This window comes from Lysinibacillus sp. NPDC086135 (assembly GCF_044746345.1).
Taxonomy (GTDB): Bacteria; Bacillota; Bacilli; order Bacillales_A; family Planococcaceae; genus Lysinibacillus.
This window is the reverse complement of sequence record NZ_JBIVCA010000001.1, coordinates 339,516-359,441: the sequence shown is the minus strand read 5'-3', so window position 1 is coordinate 359,441 and position 19,926 is coordinate 339,516. Positions and strand designations below refer to the sequence as shown.

At 36.8% G+C, this 19,926-nt stretch carries 23 protein-coding genes; 9 read left to right on the top strand and 14 right to left on the bottom strand.

Annotated features, from left to right (window positions below):
- Nucleotides 1-58 precede the first annotated feature (58 nt).
- On the bottom strand, nt 59-259 hold the full coding sequence (locus tag ACIPKN_RS01815) for a cold-shock protein (protein WP_049667605.1): 201 nt from the start codon (nt 257-259) through the stop codon (nt 59-61).
- 455 nt (nt 260-714) lie between these two features.
- Between ACIPKN_RS01815 and ACIPKN_RS01810 the strand changes: the two genes are divergently transcribed.
- Complete coding sequence (locus ACIPKN_RS01810) at nt 715-903, top strand: hypothetical protein (protein WP_400932843.1); 189 nt, start codon at nt 715-717, stop codon at nt 901-903.
- Nucleotides 904-1,010: 107 nt separating this feature from the next.
- Here the strand turns inward: ACIPKN_RS01810 and ACIPKN_RS01805 are convergent, their stop codons facing one another.
- Nucleotides 1,011-1,934, bottom strand: a complete 924-nt coding sequence (locus ACIPKN_RS01805; protein ID WP_400932841.1) for a substrate-binding domain-containing protein — start codon at nt 1,932-1,934, stop codon at nt 1,011-1,013.
- A gap of 364 nt (nt 1,935-2,298) precedes the next feature.
- On the opposite strand from ACIPKN_RS01805, the gene modA reads away from it, so the two are divergent.
- Nucleotides 2,299-3,084 (top strand): molybdate ABC transporter substrate-binding protein, encoded by a 786-nt coding sequence (modA, locus tag ACIPKN_RS01800; protein ID WP_400932839.1) that lies wholly within the window; start codon nt 2,299-2,301, stop codon nt 3,082-3,084.
- A gap of 3 nt (nt 3,085-3,087) precedes the next feature.
- Nucleotides 3,088-3,744 carry a molybdate ABC transporter permease subunit gene (modB, locus tag ACIPKN_RS01795; RefSeq protein ID WP_400932837.1) on the top strand — a complete coding sequence of 219 codons (657 nt, stop codon included), beginning with the start codon at nt 3,088-3,090 and terminating at the stop codon, nt 3,742-3,744.
- Nucleotides 3,745-3,847: 103 nt separating this feature from the next.
- Here the strand turns inward: modB and moaD are convergent, their stop codons facing one another.
- From moaD to ACIPKN_RS01770, 5 genes are read right to left on the bottom strand one after another with little or no spacing between them, the layout of a single operon-like run.
- The gene (moaD, locus tag ACIPKN_RS01790) at nt 3,848-4,081 is read right to left on the bottom strand and encodes a molybdopterin converting factor subunit 1 (protein ID WP_400932835.1); all 234 of its coding nucleotides are present in this window, start codon (nt 4,079-4,081) and stop codon (nt 3,848-3,850) included.
- On the bottom strand, nt 4,074-4,553 hold the full coding sequence (locus ACIPKN_RS01785) for a molybdenum cofactor biosynthesis protein MoaE (RefSeq protein ID WP_142509061.1): 480 nt from the start codon (nt 4,551-4,553) through the stop codon (nt 4,074-4,076). Before ACIPKN_RS01785 ends, moaD begins: the two co-directional genes overlap by 8 nt.
- Complete coding sequence (mobB, locus tag ACIPKN_RS01780; protein WP_400932832.1) at nt 4,550-5,074, bottom strand: molybdopterin-guanine dinucleotide biosynthesis protein B; 525 nt, start codon at nt 5,072-5,074, stop codon at nt 4,550-4,552. Before mobB ends, ACIPKN_RS01785 begins: the two co-directional genes overlap by 4 nt.
- A complete protein-coding gene (locus tag ACIPKN_RS01775; RefSeq protein WP_400933170.1) occupies nt 5,035-6,324 on the bottom strand; it encodes a molybdopterin molybdotransferase MoeA in 1,290 nt (429 codons plus the stop codon). Before ACIPKN_RS01775 ends, mobB begins: the two co-directional genes overlap by 40 nt.
- A gap of 17 nt (nt 6,325-6,341) precedes the next feature.
- A complete protein-coding gene (locus ACIPKN_RS01770) occupies nt 6,342-7,358 on the bottom strand; it encodes a thiazole biosynthesis adenylyltransferase ThiF (protein ID WP_400932830.1) in 1,017 nt (338 codons plus the stop codon).
- Between the two features lie 120 nt (nt 7,359-7,478).
- On the opposite strand from ACIPKN_RS01770, the gene ACIPKN_RS01765 reads away from it, so the two are divergent.
- From ACIPKN_RS01765 to moaC, 3 genes are read left to right on the top strand one after another with little or no spacing between them, the layout of a single operon-like run.
- A complete protein-coding gene (locus tag ACIPKN_RS01765) occupies nt 7,479-7,973 on the top strand; it encodes a MogA/MoaB family molybdenum cofactor biosynthesis protein (protein WP_400932828.1) in 495 nt (164 codons plus the stop codon).
- Nucleotides 7,970-8,557, top strand: coding sequence for a molybdenum cofactor guanylyltransferase (locus tag ACIPKN_RS01760; RefSeq protein WP_400932826.1), 588 nt, complete (start codon nt 7,970-7,972; stop codon nt 8,555-8,557). The genes ACIPKN_RS01765 and ACIPKN_RS01760 overlap by 4 nt, the downstream gene beginning before the upstream one ends.
- Nucleotides 8,550-9,032: a cyclic pyranopterin monophosphate synthase MoaC gene (moaC, locus tag ACIPKN_RS01755; protein WP_400932824.1), complete on the top strand. Its 483-nt coding sequence runs from the start codon at nt 8,550-8,552 to the stop codon at nt 9,030-9,032. Before ACIPKN_RS01760 ends, moaC begins: the two co-directional genes overlap by 8 nt.
- A gap of 343 nt (nt 9,033-9,375) precedes the next feature.
- On the opposite strand, the gene moaA is transcribed toward moaC, so the two are convergent.
- The 3 genes from moaA to ACIPKN_RS01740 are packed head-to-tail and all read right to left on the bottom strand — an operon-like array spanning nt 9,376 to nt 11,569.
- Nucleotides 9,376-10,392 carry a GTP 3',8-cyclase MoaA gene (gene moaA / locus ACIPKN_RS01750; RefSeq protein ID WP_400933168.1) on the bottom strand — a complete coding sequence of 339 codons (1,017 nt, stop codon included), beginning with the start codon at nt 10,390-10,392 and terminating at the stop codon, nt 9,376-9,378.
- Nucleotide 10,393: 1 nt separating this feature from the next.
- Complete coding sequence (gene fdhD / locus ACIPKN_RS01745; protein ID WP_400932822.1) at nt 10,394-11,209, bottom strand: formate dehydrogenase accessory sulfurtransferase FdhD; 816 nt, start codon at nt 11,207-11,209, stop codon at nt 10,394-10,396.
- Nucleotides 11,210-11,221: 12 nt separating this feature from the next.
- On the bottom strand, nt 11,222-11,569 hold the full coding sequence (locus ACIPKN_RS01740; protein ID WP_132357045.1) for a Na-translocating system protein MpsC family protein: 348 nt from the start codon (nt 11,567-11,569) through the stop codon (nt 11,222-11,224).
- Between the two features lie 796 nt (nt 11,570-12,365).
- Here ACIPKN_RS01740 and fdhF point away from each other — a divergent pair.
- From fdhF to ACIPKN_RS01725, 3 genes are read left to right on the top strand one after another with little or no spacing between them, the layout of a single operon-like run.
- Entirely contained in the window at nt 12,366-15,299 is a 2,934-nt protein-coding gene (gene fdhF, locus ACIPKN_RS01735; RefSeq protein ID WP_400932820.1) for a formate dehydrogenase subunit alpha, read from the top strand.
- A gap of 4 nt (nt 15,300-15,303) precedes the next feature.
- Nucleotides 15,304-15,780, top strand: a complete 477-nt coding sequence (locus tag ACIPKN_RS01730) for a helical membrane plugin domain-containing protein (RefSeq protein WP_400932818.1) — start codon at nt 15,304-15,306, stop codon at nt 15,778-15,780.
- 16 nt (nt 15,781-15,796) lie between these two features.
- Nucleotides 15,797-16,843: an Mrp/NBP35 family ATP-binding protein gene (locus tag ACIPKN_RS01725; RefSeq protein ID WP_400932816.1), complete on the top strand. Its 1,047-nt coding sequence runs from the start codon at nt 15,797-15,799 to the stop codon at nt 16,841-16,843.
- Nucleotides 16,844-17,038: 195 nt separating this feature from the next.
- On the opposite strand, the gene ACIPKN_RS01720 is transcribed toward ACIPKN_RS01725, so the two are convergent.
- The 4 genes from ACIPKN_RS01720 to ACIPKN_RS01705 all read right to left on the bottom strand — a co-directional run bounded on the left by ACIPKN_RS01720 (nt 17,039) and on the right by ACIPKN_RS01705 (nt 19,922).
- Nucleotides 17,039-17,326, bottom strand: coding sequence for a hypothetical protein (locus ACIPKN_RS01720; RefSeq protein WP_132357049.1), 288 nt, complete (start codon nt 17,324-17,326; stop codon nt 17,039-17,041).
- Nucleotides 17,327-17,455: 129 nt separating this feature from the next.
- Nucleotides 17,456-17,656 carry a hypothetical protein gene (locus ACIPKN_RS01715; protein ID WP_400932813.1) on the bottom strand — a complete coding sequence of 67 codons (201 nt, stop codon included), beginning with the start codon at nt 17,654-17,656 and terminating at the stop codon, nt 17,456-17,458.
- Nucleotides 17,657-18,132: 476 nt separating this feature from the next.
- The gene (locus ACIPKN_RS01710) at nt 18,133-19,005 is read right to left on the bottom strand and encodes an ABC transporter permease (protein ID WP_400932811.1); all 873 of its coding nucleotides are present in this window, start codon (nt 19,003-19,005) and stop codon (nt 18,133-18,135) included.
- Nucleotides 19,002-19,922 carry an ABC transporter ATP-binding protein gene (locus ACIPKN_RS01705; RefSeq protein WP_400932809.1) on the bottom strand — a complete coding sequence of 307 codons (921 nt, stop codon included), beginning with the start codon at nt 19,920-19,922 and terminating at the stop codon, nt 19,002-19,004. Before ACIPKN_RS01705 ends, ACIPKN_RS01710 begins: the two co-directional genes overlap by 4 nt.
- Nucleotides 19,923-19,926: the final 4 nt, after the last annotated feature.

Genomic DNA, 19,926 nt, shown 5'->3' with positions numbered 1-19,926 from the left:
GCATAAAAAAAAGGCATCCTACTGAAAGGATGCCTTTTTTATGGTTACATCATTAAAATTAAAGTTTTACGATGTTTGTAGCTTGAGGTCCGCGTTGGCCTTCTTCTACTGAGAATTCTACTTTTTGACCTTCTTCAAGAGTTTTGAAGCCGTCACCTTGGATAGCTGAGAAGTGAGCGAAAACGTCATTTCCACCTTCTACTTCGATGAATCCAAAACCTTTTTCTGAGTTAAACCATTTTACTGTACCTTGTGCCATTTTGCATGACCTCCATTAATTGTATTTAAGTAAAATCATTTTAGTTCAAAAGAAAAAATCCACATATTACAAAAAGCATCAAACAAAACACGATTACTCTTTGTAATATGTGAATTTATTGTTCTCTTGAAAACGATTTTATTATACTTAATATATAAGAAAAAATCATATTTGTCTAGTGCAAATGTAGATTTTCTAAAATTTAGTTTCTTTACTTACCCGCTTCGTTACAAAAATAAGTTCAACTACGAGGTATATTTCATCCTTTTTAGATCAATACACTCGTTAGTTGAACCTTGCGTTTACTTAATATTTTAAGCAAGAAGATAAAAAAGAAAACCCATTTGAAGCAAAACGAACCACAAATTCCTTTCTTATTCACTCCTTATTAATCTTCAATATAATATATTACAATGACTTTTATTTTAGTTATCCTTTGAAATGAAGTTTAACAAATGAGCTTTATTAAGCTAACACATATTGAAAAATGCACATTCTTTGTATTAGTAGGTCCGTCTGGTTTAGGGCATACGATTTGCGGCTTGGGGCGAAAGCGAAGCGGTCAGCGACACGAGATTGGTCACGCAGGCGTTTTCACAGCACGTGATGGTCTTAGCCTTCGTTCCTTTACTTGCTCGCTCTAAGGTCTCATCTGTCACGCTAATCCCTAACGAGTCGCTCCCATCAACTACTTCACGTTGCATGTATTGTATCTTCTGAATGACACCCTAATTTATAGTACTGAAAGAATTTAAAGCGTTTCATATATAACTTGTCCCATTTGAGTGACGTCATAATCTCCTAGTGCGACTACTTCTGATTGGAATTCTGGTGAATTTAAAATCTCTTTTACCGATTCAACCAGCAGTTGGTTTTCAGGTGTTTTTAATAAGACAATATCATAACGTTCTCTAATAAGTGGTATAAAGTCAACCTCTATGAGTTTTGATATTTTTTCAATGCCTATGCCAATGTCTGCATACCCATTTGCGACAGCAGAGGCTACATCTATATGGCTCATTTCTTCTTCGTTATACCCATCTATTGAGGATGGAGATATGTGATGAATACGTAATTGTTCATCTAGGAAAGTACGAGCACCTGACCCTTTTTCACGGTTCATCAATTTTAATGATTTGGTCTTAAAATCATCTATTGATTGAATTTGCAATGGATTTCCTTTTTTTACATAAAAGCCTGCTCGGCGAGAAATCAGATTGAGAAGTATATAAGAGTGACTTACAAAAATCTTTTTCAAATAAGGTGTATTATAATCTCCTGTATCACCATCGTACAAATGTAAACTAGCAATATCACTTTCCCCGTTATACAGCGCCATGACACCATTAAAGCTACCTTCATGTGAGCGTAATACTTTATTGGATTGTTTTTTCTCGATATATTTCCCTAATAAATCTAAAGCTAAATCTTGTCCGCTAATAATAATTTTTTTATTTTTTGTCGAAGGAGTAGTCGAGGCTGTAGAAGCAGCAGGAGTTGCCCCTGTCTTGCTCTTTTGGATATATAATTGTAAATCGGTTCTATCCACACGCATTTGACGACCTACACGAAAAATAGGTAAATCCCCCTTTTTCACTAAATCGTAGATCGTTAATTTCGAAACCTTTAATAATTGAGCAACCTCTTCAATCGTATAGGAATGTTCATGTGACATGTAAAAAATCTCCCCTTATACTTCTATTGATTACAATAGTAACGTAATTATAATATTTTTGGATCATCACCAAAACGTGTGGTTGATTTCCGTTCCGACTGGGCGTTCACGAAGGCGTTATCACAGAAGGTGATGGTTTTAGCTTCGTTCCTGTATCGCCAATCCCCAAGGAGTCGCCCAGACGGAACGAGGATCAACTTATTTACTAGTATACGTTTTACAAAAGTCATCCACAACTTTTGGTGATGAACCATATTTTTAACATCTTGAACATTTCTAGCAATTTGGTATTTCTTTTTTAGACACAACTAATTATAATTAGTTATGTCTTGTTATAACGAGTTATAAAAGGAGTATAATCAAAATGAAAAAGTATTATAGTTTAATAGCTTCATTGTTACTACTGGTAGGCATTTTAGCAGGTTGTAGTAGCCAAGAGAGCAACAACAAAACAAACGAACCAATTGAATTAACCATTTCTGCGGCAGCTAGTTTACAAGAATCATTAGAAGAGCTTCAAAAAGCCTATGAAAATGAGCACGATAATATTAAAATCACATTTAACTTTGGTGGTTCTGGTGCTTTACAACAACAAATTTTAGAAGGTGCTCCTGTTGATCTGTTCTTTTCAGCAGCAGAAGATAAGTTTGATGAGCTAGTTCAAAAAGATTTAATAGACAAAAAGCAAGGAACGGATCTTTTAGCGAACCAATTAGTGTTAATCGTTCCTAAGAAAAATGAAAAACATATTCAATCATTTGGAGACTTAACAAAAGTTGATAAGATTGCTGTTGGTACACCTGAAACGGTTCCTGCTGGCAAGTACGGTATAGAGACATTGAAAAACATGAACCTATGGGAAAATTTAGAATCAAAAGTAGTGTATACAAAAGACGTACGACAAGTTCTTACTTATACAGAAACTGAAAATGTTGAAGCAGGGTTGGTTTATAAAACAGATGCCCTTGTGTCAGAAAAAGTCGATGTCGTTGCTACAGCTAAAGAAGATACACATACACCTATTATTTATCCTGTAGGTGTTATCAAAGATAGTAAGCATGCGAAAGAAGCGGAAGATTTTTATCACTATTTACAAAGTGAGCAAGCGATGAAAGTATTTAAAAAATACGGCTTTCAAGAAACTCATTAATAAATGAGTACGGATTTCTGGTCACCTCTTAAACTTTCTATCGAAATAGCGCTTGTGTCAGGAGCAATTGTGATAGTAACTGGTATTCTATTTGGTAAATGGATGGCAAAACGTAATTTCAAAGGAAAATTATTTCTAGAAACAGTGTTACTTTTACCATTAGTATTACCTCCTACTGTAATAGGTTTTCTTCTAATTATTATTTTTGGTAAAAACAGTGTACTAGGTAACTTGATTACATGGCTTTTTAATCAACCCATTATGTTCACATGGTGGGCGGCGGTCATTGCCTCTACTGTTGTGGCATTTCCTTTAATGTATCAATCAGCAAAAACTGGCTTTGAATCTGTTGATGGGGACATTGAGAACGCTGCACTTGTTGATGGTGCTAACAAATGGCAAGTTTTTTTCTTTATTTCTATCCCTCTTGCATTAAAGTCAATTGTCTCAGGTGGAATTTTAAGTTTCACACGAGCTTTAGGTGAATTTGGTGCAACCTTAATGTTTGCAGGAAACCTTCCAGGCAAAACGCAAACGACGCCGCTTGCTATTTACATGGCGATTGGCTCGGGTAACATGTCACTCGCTTGGTCATGGGTGATTTGTATGATAGGTATTTCCTTCCTTATGCTTCTGAGCGTTCATCTCATAAAGGCATAAAGTGAACTTAGTGGGGTTTCTTCTCCTACTAACGGATTTTTCAAGATAAATAGAATAAAAGATGTAGTCGGTACCTAAACTGTACCAACTACATCTTTTCTTTTTACCCTCCACTAATGGGCGGAATAAACGCGACTGTATCCCCTTTTGTTACAATCGTTGTATCTGTTGCAAATTCCTCATTTACTGCTGTCATAACATGTTGTAAATGAATGTGTGGATATTGTTTTTCCATCCATTCTTTAATTTCTCCAATTGTTCTGTCTGCCAGGTCTACACATAATTTTGACTCACCGATACTTTCTTGTAAGTGAGCAAATAGTAATATGTTAATCACAAGATTCCTCCTCACTGATGGATGGATTTCCTTTTGGATAAGGAACATTTTCTAATTGATCACCAATCCATTCGGTCCCATCTTCCCAATACTCTTTTTTCCAAATAGGCACAATTTGTTTAATACGATCAATAGCATATTCATTGGCTTCATAGGCTATTTTACGATGTGGTGATGACACCGCAATTACTACGGCAATATCCGAGATTTCTAAATGGCCAACACGATGTGTAATGGCTACTTTCGCTTCTGACCATCGTTCTTGTATTTCTTTAGATATTTGTTCAAACATTTTAATAGCCATAGCTGGATAGGCCTGATATTCCAAATGTAGTGTTTTCTTGCCTTTCGTCATTTCACGTACTGTTCCGATGAAAACAGTGATCGCACCAGCATTTCGATCTGATACTTTTTGTCTAACTTCTTCAACATCAATTGGTTTATCAATGATTTCAAACAATGCTGTAGTCATGATTTTTTCCTCATTTCCTGCATTAAAAACTCTATATATTGTGCTTCTTCTTGAATCGAAAAAATTGGATAATCTAACGGTTTATTTAGTGGATATGTAGGCCAATAAAGAACACAGATGATATTGCTTACTTTTTCTAGCAAAGATTTATCTTCCGCCTTGCGCAAAATAACAACCTTCGGATAGTCTTCATTTTTATAGCCTTCAATGAAAATGATATCCATATTAAATGTTTCATAAATAGCTAGTATATCAGCAAGCTGCCAGTTACTTTGGTGAATACTCATGCGCAAAGTACCTTCTCCTTCAACTGCTGTGACACTTGCGCCAGCCTTCTCATGACGAACACTATCTTTTGAACTTTCGATCATAGGGATACCACCGTGTCCATGGTGCTTGATTGTTCCTACACGAAAACCTTCTGTGGTGGCTTGTGTAATGAGCTGTTCCATTAACGTTGTCTTGCCACTATTTTGATAGCCTACGATTTGTAAGATTTCTCGATGATGTCCCATGGCCACTCACTTCCCTGAAAATCTTCTAACAATAAGACGACAACTTGCATGCCTTTTTCGTATCCACGTGATCCACCTGGTAATACAATAAAAGCATTGGCCTCTGCTAAGGAAGAAACTGCACTAGATTTATCAAAACCAGAGGGAACTGCAACTATTTGACCGTTTTCGTAAGAAGTAGTAGCACGCACAAAACGAGTAAACGGATTCGGTTTTTTAAAGTCCGCATTTAAAATAGCGTGCTCTCTACGTAAATGTGGTTGCTTATTGCCAAAAGCCGTACGAATAATAGGTCGTGTAAATAATTCAAAACCAACATAGCACGCTGATGGGTTACCTGAAAGTCCAAATAATAATTGACCATTTCGAGCCGCAACAGTTGTTACACTACCTGGTCGCATTGCTACTTTATTAAAAAGTACTTGTGCGTCAATGGCTTCATAAATGGCAGGTAAGTAATCGTAATCACCTACTGATACTCCTCCTGTTGTAATCAATATATCTACTTCCTGAAGAGCTTTTTCAACAGCTTGAATACATAAATTTAGATCATCGCTAAACTTACCAAAATATTTGACGGTTGCTCCAGCACGTTCAATTTGAGCCATTATCATATAGGCATTACTATTACGAATTTTTCCTGGCTGTAAAGCATCACTTGGTTCTAGTAATTCACTTCCTGTTGCAATTACGCCAACGATTGGTTTTCGAAAAACAGGTACTTGATCATAACCAAAAGTAGCAAGTAATGCGATAACACCTGGATTGATGTATTGTCCTTTTTCCATAAGAATTGCGCCTTTTTGCACGTCCTCTCCCTTATAGGAAATATTTGTTCCTGTTTCATAAGAGCGTTTAATCGACATATAAGGTTGATTGTCTTCTTCAAATGTGTGCGTTAATTCTAGCATAACGACTGCATCACATCCGTTCGGAATAGGCGCTCCTGTCATGATGCGCACCGCTTCTCGATCACCGACTTCTACCTCAAATACATAGCCCGCGCCAATTTCCCCTACTACTTTAAAGGTTACTGGATTGTCAGAACTTGCCCTTTGACTATCGACCGAGCGAATAGCATAACCATCATAAGGTGAACGATCAAAAGCTGGTACATCTTGGTCAGCAGCAACATCTTCTGCTAAAAAACGTCCGTGTGCTTGCTGTAGTGAAACGACTTCTATTTTTTCTTGGAAGGCAAACTCCATGACACGTTGAACAGCTTCTCCAACAGCAATCGGTTTTCTTTTTTTCAACATTTTATAACACTCCTTTATCCGAATAAACGATAATAAATGGTTTTAGCTTTTTGGATATCTTGTACACCGTGAATGACAACTCGTCCATCTTGGAAAATCACTAGTCGATAATCTTCTGCTTGGCAAGATAGTAAATAAGGATTTTGTTGAATATCACCATAGGGACTAAGTTGAACTGCGAGCTGATCAAAATTATAATGAATCGTTTTTACTGGACGTATTTGAATAGCATCGCGACCACATAATACGTTTAACTTTGTTTGATTTTCGTATGATAAATATGGATAGGTCGGATTTTTGCCACAGGATGGACAATCATGATTGCGAATTTTTTCAACGTTGATTTCATAGTGTTGATTTTGCCAAACATCAAAAGTTAAATAACTTTTTCGTAATGCTTCTTCATCACCTACTAAAAACTTTAATACCTCAGCCACCTGATAAGCTGCTACAATTTGAACAGTCGGACTTATAATTCCTACTGTATCGCATGTCATCCCTGTATTGGGCATCGCTGCTAGCAAACAATGTAAACAAGGTGTTTTACCTGGCACAATCGTATAAGTAGCGCCATAACTGCCAACACAAGAACCATAAACCCAAGGAATTTGATATTTTTGTGCAAGATCGTTCATCATAAAGCGAATATCAAAGTTGTCCGTTGCATCCACCATAATATCTACATCTGCAAGCAGTGGGATTATTTGCTCTGTATACGCATCAAGAATATATTCGTTAATTTCTACCTCTGCGTTAATGCTTTGTAGTCGTTTTTTTGCAGCGATTACTTTCGGTACTTTTTCTTGCGCATCTTGTTCGGTATATAGTTGTTGTCTTTGTAAATTACTCCACTCTACATAATCACGATCAATAATCGTCAACTTTCCGACGCCTGCCCTTACAAGCGCCTCAGCGCTAGCACTACCTAAAGCACCCACTCCTATCATCAGGACATGCTTTTCTTTTAGTAGTAGCTGCCCGTTCTCTCCGATTGGGCTGAATAATTGTTGTCTAGAATATCTATTATGCATAAACGTTTTTGCCTTTCTTTCTATGAATTTTAGTTTGACCTTTTAATATATAGCTTTATAATAAAAGCAATGTTTTTCAGCAAAAACAAAAATCAACTTTATAAAAGGAGGTCTTTTACCTTGCATCCCACACATAGCGAACTTCTTATCCGAGCTGCCATTTTAACAGTGAGTGACACACGCACGAAGGCGGATGATTGTGGTGGTCAGCGTATTCAATCATTACTTCAAGAAGCTTCATTTAAATTAGTAGACTACCAAATGTCAAAAGATGAACCTCTCGAAATCTCAAATCATGTACTCAAATGGTGCGAAGATCAAAGCATTAATACCATTATCGTAACAGGAGGAACAGGATTTACACCGAGAGACCAAACTTACGACACGATCCTCCCTCTTTTCGAAAAAGAAATGATGGGCTTTGGTGAATTATTTCGAACACTAAGTTATGCAGAAATTGGCCCAAAAGCCATGTTTAGTCGTGCAACAGCAGGTAGTCGCGATAAAACGGCTATCTATGTACTACCAGGTTCAACTAATGCCGTGACACTTGCCATGACAAAACTAATTCTTCCTACTGTTCAACATTTTGTCGGTGAGTTGAATCGCATATGAAAATGGCTGGTGTTATCTTAGCTGGCGGCCAATCTTCACGGTATGGTCAACCGAAAATGTTTGAATTATTTGCTGGTCTACCTTTATATAAGCACAGTCTCATAGCCTTACAAAAAAATCAACTACAGCCTTTAATTATTGCTACGAATGCTAGCTTGCAATCAAAGTTTGTAGAAGAAAATGTCCAATGGATTATTGAAAAACAGCCTCATCAAGGTCCTCTGTTTGCCTTGCATAATATAATGACAAATTTTCCGGAAGTAGAGTGGTTTTTCGTCATAGCTAGTGATATGCCTTTTATTAATGCAGAATTTGTCCAAACTATGCTCACATTTATCGATGATCGTTATGATGCGATTGTTCCTGAACAAGCTTCAAGATTACAACCTCTTGCTGCTTTATATCGACGCAGCGCTTTACCAAAAGCACAGCAATTAGTCCAACAAAACAAGCGAAGTATGAAAGTCTTGTTAGAGCAACTTCAAGTATGTTATGTCCCATTTGAAGAAAGCTCCACATTTATCAATATCAATTCTCAACAAGATTGGCTACAAACATTTGAAAGGAAGTCTAATAATGAGTAATTTTACACACTGGAACGAAGAAGGTCGTCCGAAAATGGTCGACATTTCAGATAAAACAATCACAAACCGTACAGCGATCGCTCGTAGTACAATCACGTTATCCGCTGAAGTCTATCAAGCTATCCAACAGGGAGGCATTAAAAAAGGCGACCCTACGCAAGTGGCACAAATTGCTGGGATTATGGGTGCTAAAAAAACTGCTGATATTATCCCAATGTGCCATCCGATTATGTTACAAGGAACAGATCTTCAATTTGACTATACAAAAGCAGAAGTAGGTTACGAACTTCACATTCAAGCTACAGTTAAATGTAATGGTAAAACAGGTGTCGAAATGGAAGCATTAACTGCTGTATCCATTGCTGCTCTGACTTTTTATGATATGTGTAAAGCCGTCGACAAATCTATGGTGATTAAAGAAACATACCTCGTTCAAAAAACGGGCGGAAAAAGTGGCGACTTTGTGCATAAATAAACATCAAATCAATTTCGCCTTGGCGTAATTGCGTCCGGATTTTGAATTGTGCTAAGGCCTGCAGGATGCAGGTCAGTTAGCCGTTTTCGCAGGATGCGAAGGTTTTAGGCTAACATCCTTATATTCATTCCTTTGAAAATCCGTGACATCCGCTGGAGGCTTTATCTTCATTCAGCAGGTACTTGGACACCTACTGAAAAGAAACCTCATACGCATCCATATCACACCTTCTAGGGCAGTAGTTTTCTGCTGAATGAAGATAAAAAATCGGCATTATTTTGCCGATTTTTTTCTGTTTTTCACACCCATACTAACAGCACTAACTAATACCACTCTATTTCGTCTAACCACCGATATGTGACATTTCAATTTTTGAGTGTTTCCTTTTTTCCATTGTCTGTTCATTTCGTTCATCGGAATAGCGATCTTTTCTATTTTCCCAAACATCCGAAATGCATTGGGTAATAGTTTCATCATCTTCCCCTGACCTTAACAATTCTCGTAGATTCGTCCCTTCTGTTGCAAATAAGCACGTATATAATGTTCCCTCTGCCGAAATACGGGCACGTGAACAACTGTCGCAAAACGAATCTGTTACAGATGATATTACGCCAATTTCACCTTGAGCATCCTCATATTGATAACGTGTAGCCACTTCCCCTTTATAATTAGGGTCAACAGGATGCAGAGGGGAAAGTTGATGGACTTGGTCAATGATTTCTTTCTTTGACACAACTTCATCTAGCCGCCAACCATTCGAATTACCGACATCCATATATTCAATAAAGCGAAGAATATGCTGTTTCTCTTTAAAATATTCTGCCATCGAAATGATATCTTGCTCATTTTTTCCTTTTTGAACGACCATATTGATCTTCACTTGTAAGCCCGCTTCTGCCGCTTTTTCTATACCTTCTAATACCGTTTTCACCTTTCCTCGATGGCCATTCATCTCGAAAAAACGTTCCTCATTTAGAGAATCTAGACTAATAGCTACTCGTGATAAACCTGCTCTCGCCAATTCATTGGCATATTTTTTCAACAATGTGCCATTGGTCGTTAAGGCAATATCTTCCACTCCAGCTATGCGATGTAGACGTTCAATTAATGTCGGCAGATCGCGACGTAGTAAAGGCTCACCACCAGTAATGCGTACTTTTTTCACACCTAATGAAACGAAAATCTTTACTAATCTTTCGATTTCTTCAAAACTCAATATTTTATAGGACGGTAAAAAAGCGTAATCTGGACCAAATACTTCTGCAGGCATGCAATATTGACAACGAAAATTACAACGGTCTGTTACGGATATCCTTAAATCTCTTAATGGTCTGTGTAGTTGGTCTTGTAGACTAGTAATGTTAATCTCTTCCTTTCATTTTATTTGTAGGTAATTGAATACGTTCTTTGTGTGTATAAATATTAAGTGTATTTTGGCGAATAAAGCCTACCGTCGTAATACCGAGTTGCTCTGCCAATTGCAATGCTAATTCTGTTGGAGCCGATTTAGACAGCACAATTTCACAGCCAATTTTCGATACTTTAAGTAAAATTTCAGATGAAATCCTTCCGCTAAATACGATAATTTTGTCCTGAATGCTAATTTTATTTTTTAGGCAATAACCATAAATTTTATCTAAGGCATTATGACGCCCAATATCCATTCGGCTTAATAAAACTCCATTCGCATCACATAGCGCTGCATTATGAACACCACCAGTTTGTTTGAATGTTTCGGCCAAATCTTGCATATCGCGCATTAAACGAAAACAATCATCTGTAGTAATACGCACATGAATGCCTTCCATTTTTTTAGCTACTAATGCATCATTAGCAAAAACAAACCCTTGGCGGCTCATGCCACAGCAAGAAGTAATGTAACGTTTATTTTGAATTTGTTGAAAGTAAGGATTCACACGCTTTGTTTTAACGTGCACAAAACCTTCTTTTTCTTGGTGCCAAATGGCTTCAATATCTTCGTAATCGCGAATAATTCGTTCAGAAGCCAAATAGCCAATAACCATATCTTCTACATACTCTGGTGTGCAAACCATCGTCACGAATTCTTGCTCATTAATCTTCACTGTGACCGCATATTCTGTGACAACAGTATCTTCTATTTCTTTGATTTGATTACCTTCAACACGTATTATTTCTCTAGTTACTGCGCGTTCCATATGGCATCCCCTTTATTCACTAATATTATCTTCAAAAACAAAGACAGAAATAGCAAAATCCTCTTCAATTTTGATATCTGAAAATAAATGGAGTAACTTAGTGCCCATCAATTCTTCCATGCCGTCTGGAGGTGATTTAGTATACAAATCTTGAATCATTCTTGTACGTGCAGCATGAACCATTTTTAACCCTTCAGGCGTACTCGCAATAAATTTTTCTGTCGGTGTGATATTACCATATAAAGTTGAGACAGCCATGTTCTCTACGAAAACTGTATGAATACGCTCTGGTCCTTTTCCAAATATATCTTTGCGTAGTTTTCGAATAATGTCGTTGAACTCATGCACTTTTTTTGACATTTTAACGATTCTCCCAACGTAATTAATCTTTTTTATCCAATGTTCACGGGGTCACCCTTACAGTTTGTTAATAATATAGCAACTTAAATAAAAATTAAAGAGAAAATATCCAATGATAATTATTATCAGTCCTCGATCAATTAAGCCTTGGCGTAATTGCGTCCGGATTTTGAATTGTGCCCGCACAATTCAAAATCCGTGACATCCGCCGGAGGCTTTATCTTCATTCAGGAAGTAGGGAAACCTATTGAAAAAGAAGCTACATCTGAATTTATCTAACTACCTTCTGAGATAGGGATTTCTACTGAATGAAGATAAATTTTATTATAAATATTGTCGATTTTGGCTGAAAAGGCTATAATAATTGGTATTACATATGGAATGAAAGTATTTTGATTCCTTTGTCATGGTTTCATACAATAAGTTTGAACTATAGGCATGGTGGTTTTAATATTTAAATTCTATAGTTATATTGAATAAAAAATAAAAGTTGATTGAATTTTTAGCAAGGCCTGTTAAGAATTTTATCCACCATGAATAAATAGCATGTTAGTACATGCCTTTTCATGGTGGATTTTTTTATTTTTGAGCAATATCAACATCGACAACTAATACTACATGTTTTTGCATCTATGTTGGTGTAGAGATTGGACAAATTGGGAAATGACATTAACAAGACAATTTTTAAAAAATAACAAGACAATTAAAATAAAAAAACTCGTAACTCTATTCCCGTTTATCCTAAGTATTAACCTGTTGTCAAATAAGTCTCAAAGAGCAAAAGGAGGAAAATACCTTGACTACAATTAAAATTAATGGCCAACCGTATGATGTAGCAGAGGGAGCTACAATACTTGATACCATTAATCAAAATGGCATCGCCCATCCACAAATTTGTCATGTACCATCTGTTGATCCTATCGAAACTTGTGATACATGTATCGTCGAAGTGAATGGACAATTAGTTCGCTCTTGTTCAACAAAAGCACTAAACGGCATGGATATCCAACTTACTTCTGATAAAGCGAAAGCTGCACAAACGGAAGCGATGGACCGTTTACTAGAAAATCATTTGCTGTACTGTACAGTTTGCGATAATAACAACGGAAATTGTTCATTACACAACACAGCAGAATTAATGGAAATCGAACATCAAAAATATCCTTATCAACCAAAAGTTGAACCACACGAAGTAGACATGTCTCACCCGTTTTATCGATATGATCCAAACCAATGTATCGCATGTGGACAATGTGTAGAGGTTTGTCAAAACTTACAAGTTAATGAAACATTATCTCTTGACTGGGAAGCCGAGAGACCAAAAGTAATTTGGGATGAAGGCGTTGCCATTAACGATTCTTCATGTGTAGGCTGTGGACAATGTGTTACAGTTTGTCCATGTAATGCCTTAATGGAAAAATCAATGCTTGGTGAAGCTGGTTTTATGACTGGGCTTAAACAAGATACATTAGATCCGATGATTAATTTAATTAAGGAAGTTGAACCTGGGTATAGCGGTATCTTCGCTGTTTCTGAAGTCGAAGCTGCAATGCGTAGTAAACGTACGAAGAAAACAAAAACAGTTTGTACTTTCTGTGGAGTAGGTTGTTCGTTCGAAGTTTGGACAAAAGACCGCAAAATTTTAAAAGTGCAACCTTCTGACGGTCCTGTAAATGCTATTTCTACTTGTGTAAAAGGAAAATTCGGTTGGGACTTCATCAACTCTGAAGAACGAATTACAAAACCATTAATTCGTAAAAATGATGCATTTGTTGAATCCTCATGGGATGAAGCACTTGACTTAATTGCTACTAAACTAGGTGGCATTCAAAAAGAACACGGTTCTGGTTCTGTCGGCTTTATTTCTTCTTCAAAAATTACAAACGAAGAAAACTACTTAATTCAAAAAATGGCACGTCAATTATTCGAAACAAACGACGTTGATAACTGCTCACGCTATTGTCAATCTCCAGCTACAGATGGCCTACTACGCACAGTTGGTATAGGTGGCGACGCTGGAACGATCAAAGATATCGCAAAAGCTGGCCTCGTTATTATTGTTGGGGCAAACCCTGCAGAAGGTCACCCTGTTTTAGCTACTCGTGTAAAACGTGCCCATAAGTTACACGGTCAAAAATTAATTGTTGCCGACGTTCGTAAACATGAAATGGCTGAGCGTTCTGATATTTTCATGCGTCCAAAACAAGGAACAGACCAAGTATGGTTAATGGCCGTTACAAAATATATGATCGATCAAGGTTGGCATGATGAAGCCTTCATTAAAGAGAACGTGCACTTCTTTGATGATTTTAAAGATGTACTTGAAACATACACACTAGAATATGCAGAAAAAGAAACGGGCATTTCAAAAGAAACGTTGATAAATGTTGCTGAAATGATTCGTGATGCTGACGGTACATGTGTACTTTGGGGTATGGGTGTTACACAAAATACAGGTGGCTCATATACATCAGCTGCAATTTCTAACCTACTTCTAGCTACTGGTAACTATCGTCGTCCAGGTGCAGGTGCCTACCCTCTTCGTGGTCACAACAATGTTCAAGGTGCTTGTGATATGGGTACACTACCAAATCTATTACCAGGTAATCAAAAAGTAATAGACGACGAAGCACGTAAGAAATTTGAAGAAGCATATGGTGTGAAAATCAAACCTGAACCAGGTCGTACGAATATGGCAATGTTAGATGCTATCATGGAAGGTAAAATGAAAGCAATGTATTTAGTTGGGGAAGATATGGCACTTGTAGATTGCGATGCTAACCATGTAGATAAAGTACTTTCACAATTAGACTTCTTTGTTGTACAAGATTGCTTCCTTTCACGTACAGCACAATATGCGGATGTTATTTTACCAGCAGCACCTTCTCTTGAAAAAGAAGGTACGTTCACGAATACAGAGCGTCGTGTACAACGACTATATCAAGTATTACCAACACTTGGTGAATCAAAAGCCGATTGGGAAATCCTTCAATTAGTAGCACGTCGCCTAGGTGCTGACTGGAATTACAGTCACCCAAGTGAAATCTTTGCTGAAATGGCTAGTCTTGCTCCATTCTTCTCGCAAGCGAACTATGATGTATTAGAAAATTGGGGTAGCTTCTGTTGGGGTAGCCATGATGGTAAAGACACACCTTTACTATATGAGGATGGTTTTAACTTCCCTGACAAAAAAGCTCGTTTTGCTTTAAATGATTGGATTAGACCGGTTGAATATGAAGCGCAATATGACTGTCATATTAACAATGGCCGTATGCTTGAACACTTCCATGAAGGTAATATGACAAATAAATCAAAAGGTATTCAATCGAAAGTACCTGAAATTTTTGTTGAAGTATCACCAGAACTAGCAAAAGAACGCGGCATAGAAGATGGAGCTCTTCTTCGTTTAGTGTCTCCTCAAGGCGCATTAAAATTAAATGCCCTAGTAACAGATCGCGTACAAGGAAATGAACTTTTCTTACCTATGAACTCTGTTAGCAAAGATTCAGCGATTAATTTCTTAACGGGCCCAGCTGGAGACATCAATACATCGACACCGGCGTACAAACAAACAAAAGTACGCGTAGAAGTATTGAAACAAAAAGGAAAATCACCACTTCCTAGAACAAACCCGCGTTATAAAAAACGTCATCCACAAAATGGTGTTGAGGTACAACGCAAATGGAATCGTCCTGGCTACGTTCACTTAACAACTAACGAAAGGGAGTGAGTTCATGGCAGCACCAATTACGACAATTCAAAAAGAGCAAAAAACAGAAGAACAACTAAAGGAAGAAAAGTTAGGGAATTTAAAGCAACTTCTTTCTGAGAATGAAGAAATGGTTAACCAGGTCTTTACGATCATGGCAGAACTAAATGATATTGGAGCACTAGAAGCAGCTACGAAACTACTTGAAGCAAAAGAGGATGTTGCACATATCGCTCTTGGTCAATTAACGCGTAAGCCTGTTACGAATATCATCAACAACTTAATGGGTGTTGCGGGAGCATTAACCGAGCTAAACCCAGAGACAACAACAAAGCTGATTGAAGGCTTAAATACTGGCTTAGATGAAGCGAACAAAGCCGTTGAATCTGACGAAAAAGTTAGTGCCTTTAAGCTGTTCAAAATGCTAAACGATCCTGATGTTAATCGTGCTGTGAATTTTGGCGCTCACTTCTTAAAAGGGCTTGGCAAAGGCCTAAAATAGGAGGATGATTTCTTATATGCTAACGAACGAGCACATTTTAAAAACTTTGCAGAAAGTTGATGACCCAGAACTTCATAAAAGCATCGTTGACTTGAATATGGTACGTAATATTCAAGTCAATGGTACGCATATCTCACTTGATATTATCTTGACTATTCCAGGTTGTCCTTTAAAAGCAAAAATTCAACAAGATGTTGAAGAAGCGTTGACAACGATCGGTGCATCAAAAGTCTCCATCAAATTTGGTTCTATGACAGATGACGAGCGCCGTAGTCTAACAACTTCTTTAAAATCACAAAATGTTACGGATAAAGGTATGCCTACAATGCTTCTACCCGATTCAGGTGTCAAATTTATAGCAGTTACTAGTGGTAAAGGTGGCGTCGGAAAATCTACCGTGACGATTAACCTAGCAGTAGCTCTTGCCCGTCTTGGAAAACGTGTAGGTATTTTAGACGCCGATATATATGGATTCAGTATTCCTGCCATGATGAAGATTCAACAAAAGCCAACAATGATTGACCAAACAGCTATTCCAGTAATAAGTCATGGTGTGAAGATCATGTCGATGGGATTTTTCACAAACGAAAACCAACCTGTCATGTGGCGTGGCCCAATGCTCAACAAATGGATTCGTAATTTCCTTGTCAATACACATTGGGATGAATTAGATTATCTCCTTATAGACTTACCACCTGGTACAGGAGATGTAGCCATTGATATGGCGGCAATGATTCCACAAGCACAGGAAATTATCGTAACAACACCACATCTTGCAGCTTCTCATGTTGCTTCTCGTGCAGGTCTGATGGCTCAACATACGAAACATACGATTCTTGGTGTTGTTGAAAACATGGCTTACTTCGAAAACTCAAATGGTGAAAAGAACTATTTATTCGGTCAAGGTGGCGCAGAAAAATTAGCAGATGAGCTTCAGACAAGTATCCTCGCTCAAATTCCATTTGCGCAACCTGAGGAAAATACTGGTTCTTCCGTTTATGATGAAGACTCCATTATCGGTGAGGTATTTACCAACCTTGCAGAAGATATGATGTATCAATAAAGAGAAACTTTCATCAGTAGGCGGGTTTCTTCATCCCCTACTGAAGATTAGTCTTCCCCAATTAGGCTTTTATAGGCAGTTATTCTCCTGCCAAAGAGCATGATAAAACACAAAAATCCTTGTCTCGCTTTTATACGAGCCAAGGATTTTTTTATGGAGCAATGTTCAAATTTGAAACACTCCCCTATATGTAATTCAATAGCCCGCTTTTTTTAAAACCTGCATAAAATAAAAACGGTACGTATTTTTAACGAAAGAATCTAAAGGCAGCCCAACATTTAATTGATACTTTGTAAAAATAAAATAAAAACGCTTATCCCATTTTAATCGTAATAACTCCCCAGCATCGTCACCGTATTTCTCCGTAAATTCCTCAATTAAAGGTTCAATCATATAGTAGCAATAATCTTTTAAGTTTGCGAGAGCCTCTATATCTTTCTCCTTTTGAAAACGTGTAATCCAATCTTCTAATTGTTCGTTCATATTAAAATCCATCTCTCTTTATTGAGTTTCTTCCTATTATATTATAATGCTTTTTATAAGTTTTAGCTCCTCTTGTTGACGTATTGTGATTTGAAATGGTTTTAAATTCAACTGCTATCATTAACTCTGCTAATTTATGAGCCGTTTATTATATTCAATCCACTTTTCCATTTCTCTCTCCACAGCTCGATTTTGCCATTCAAACCAAATACCAGAACATTCACTACAGTGACTGTCTACCCCATTTTTATTATGCATATCTTTACGAGTAAATACAGTTTTTTTACGACAGCTGTAGCAGTAAACTTCTTGCTCTTTATCAAATTCCATCACTATCAACTCCAACATTTTTACACATATTCCTTTCCGTTTTTTATATAAATTATTCTAAAACAGGGAAAACGGCATAAAAATCGTATCGTCCTTCGAGCTGGCTCTCAGCTGTTCAAAACCTTGTATACAATGACTCTAACTATGACATAAGGATGAACTTTATAAACAGTAGTAGGCGTTTTAACATTTTTTGGACGCATCTACAAGTACGGTAATTTATATTCAATTTTGTTTTAAACACTTTTCCTATAAGGGAAACAAACATGCTGATTAACAAAAAGAACCACATACGTACGGTAAGTACGTATGTGGTTCTTCCACTAGTGCAAATGAAGTTATAATGTGTATTTAACCAATAAATACCTCTAGTCCATCAATAAGTAGTAATTATAATTTGCTGCTAGTTGGTCGTCCTAACTAAGGTTTGGAAAGTAATGTCTTGATATTTTAGTGTACGAAAGTTGAGTAAATATTTATTTGTTTTTTCTGCCATATAGCCATAATGAGATAAGCGTAAAAACAATAATAGAAGCAATAATATAAATTACACTATGCATTGGAGAAAAAATCATATCGTTCCATTCATAATGGACACCAAATTGAATTTCATAAGTATTTCCTGCTTCAGGTGCTCCTTCAAAAACTTTATCAAGGGAATCACGCATCAAAGCTTCTCTAAACAAAACTGTTGTATGACTAATCGGGAATACCATGATTATTTTTTGTACAAAATCAGGTACTGCGCCAAGTGGCACATACACTCCGCATAAAAAACCAATAGCGGTACCTACAACTGTATTTAAGGTTGAAAAAGCATTTTGTGTTGAGACTAACAGAGTAAGAAATAGGTTAAAAACACTACTTAGTGTAACCGCAAGTACAATAATCCCAATGAGTTGAACTATTTTTTCAAACGTAAACCAGGATCCGCCCATGAACACAATAAATAATTGACATGCAATTAACCCAATAAGCGATAAAACAAAGCCAATAAGCAAGGAATTGATAACATAGCTTAATTGAATTTTTGCACGTGCATTAGGAGTTGTTAAAAAATCAGCCATTACTTTTGTCTCTAAGTCCTTTATATAAATACCTAGAGCTGCTAGCGTCGTAGTTACAGCAATAATGGAGAGTAAGCCTGCAACCATCCATTCATTCACCATAGTTTTCAAGTGATCCGATGCTGGTACTAATTGTTCAATAGCATCTACTTGTGTTTTTTGAATAAAAATCGCATACAGCATGATAACAATAATCACTGATAAGATTGAAAAAAACACAAGCATACGATCACGTCGAAATACTTTATTATGCCTATTAACCAAATTCAACATTGTGTTCATGTTAATGGCACCTCCTCATTGATACGAATAAATACATCGTCCATCGAACCTTTCTTTACTTCAAATGAGCTGATAAAAGTCTGAAGTTTCTTTAAAATATCAAGTGCATGAATGGTAGATTGAACACGCACGCGGTACTCGCCATTTTTCTCTTCAAAATTAAGATTGTTTTGCGTTAGTAATAATGAACCATCTACACCGTTATTAAAAAAGACAAATAATTCATCATATGTATATTGCTCTTTTAATGTATTTGGTGTACCTTTAGACACGATTTTTCCTTCCTTCATTACCACTATTTCATCTGCTACAGCAGCTTCTTCCATATAATGAGTAGTCAAAAAAATTGTCATATTCGTTTCTTCTTGTAGTTTTTTAATTGCATCCCAAACAAAGACGCGTGTTTGTGGATCAAGGCCTGTTGTGGGTTCATCTAAAAATAAAATAGTTGGTTTATGAATAATTGCTCTTGCAATATCTGCACGTCGCTTTTGACCGCCAGATAATGTCCCATATTTTTTCTTCGCAATATCTTCTAAATGTAAATAGCGATTCACAAATCCCCAGTTTTCTTGTAATTCTTTTTTTGTCAAGTTATATATGTTACCTCGATGTAAGATATTTTCTTTCACTGTTAGACGTGCGTCCAAAATGCTTTGCTGAAAAACAACCCCAATTGCTTTTCGAATTAAATAATTATTTGTTCGACTACCTAGAGTCACACCATTAATTTTCACATCTCCTGAAGTTTTTTCCAACAATGTACACAACATTTCAATAGATGTAGATTTTCCAGCACCATTTGTCCCTAAAAATGCAAATAATGCACCCTTCTTTACCTCAAACGAAATTCCCTTCACTGCTTCATATGAACCGTATTTCTTACCTAAATTTTTCACGTCAATTACTAATTCCATTTAA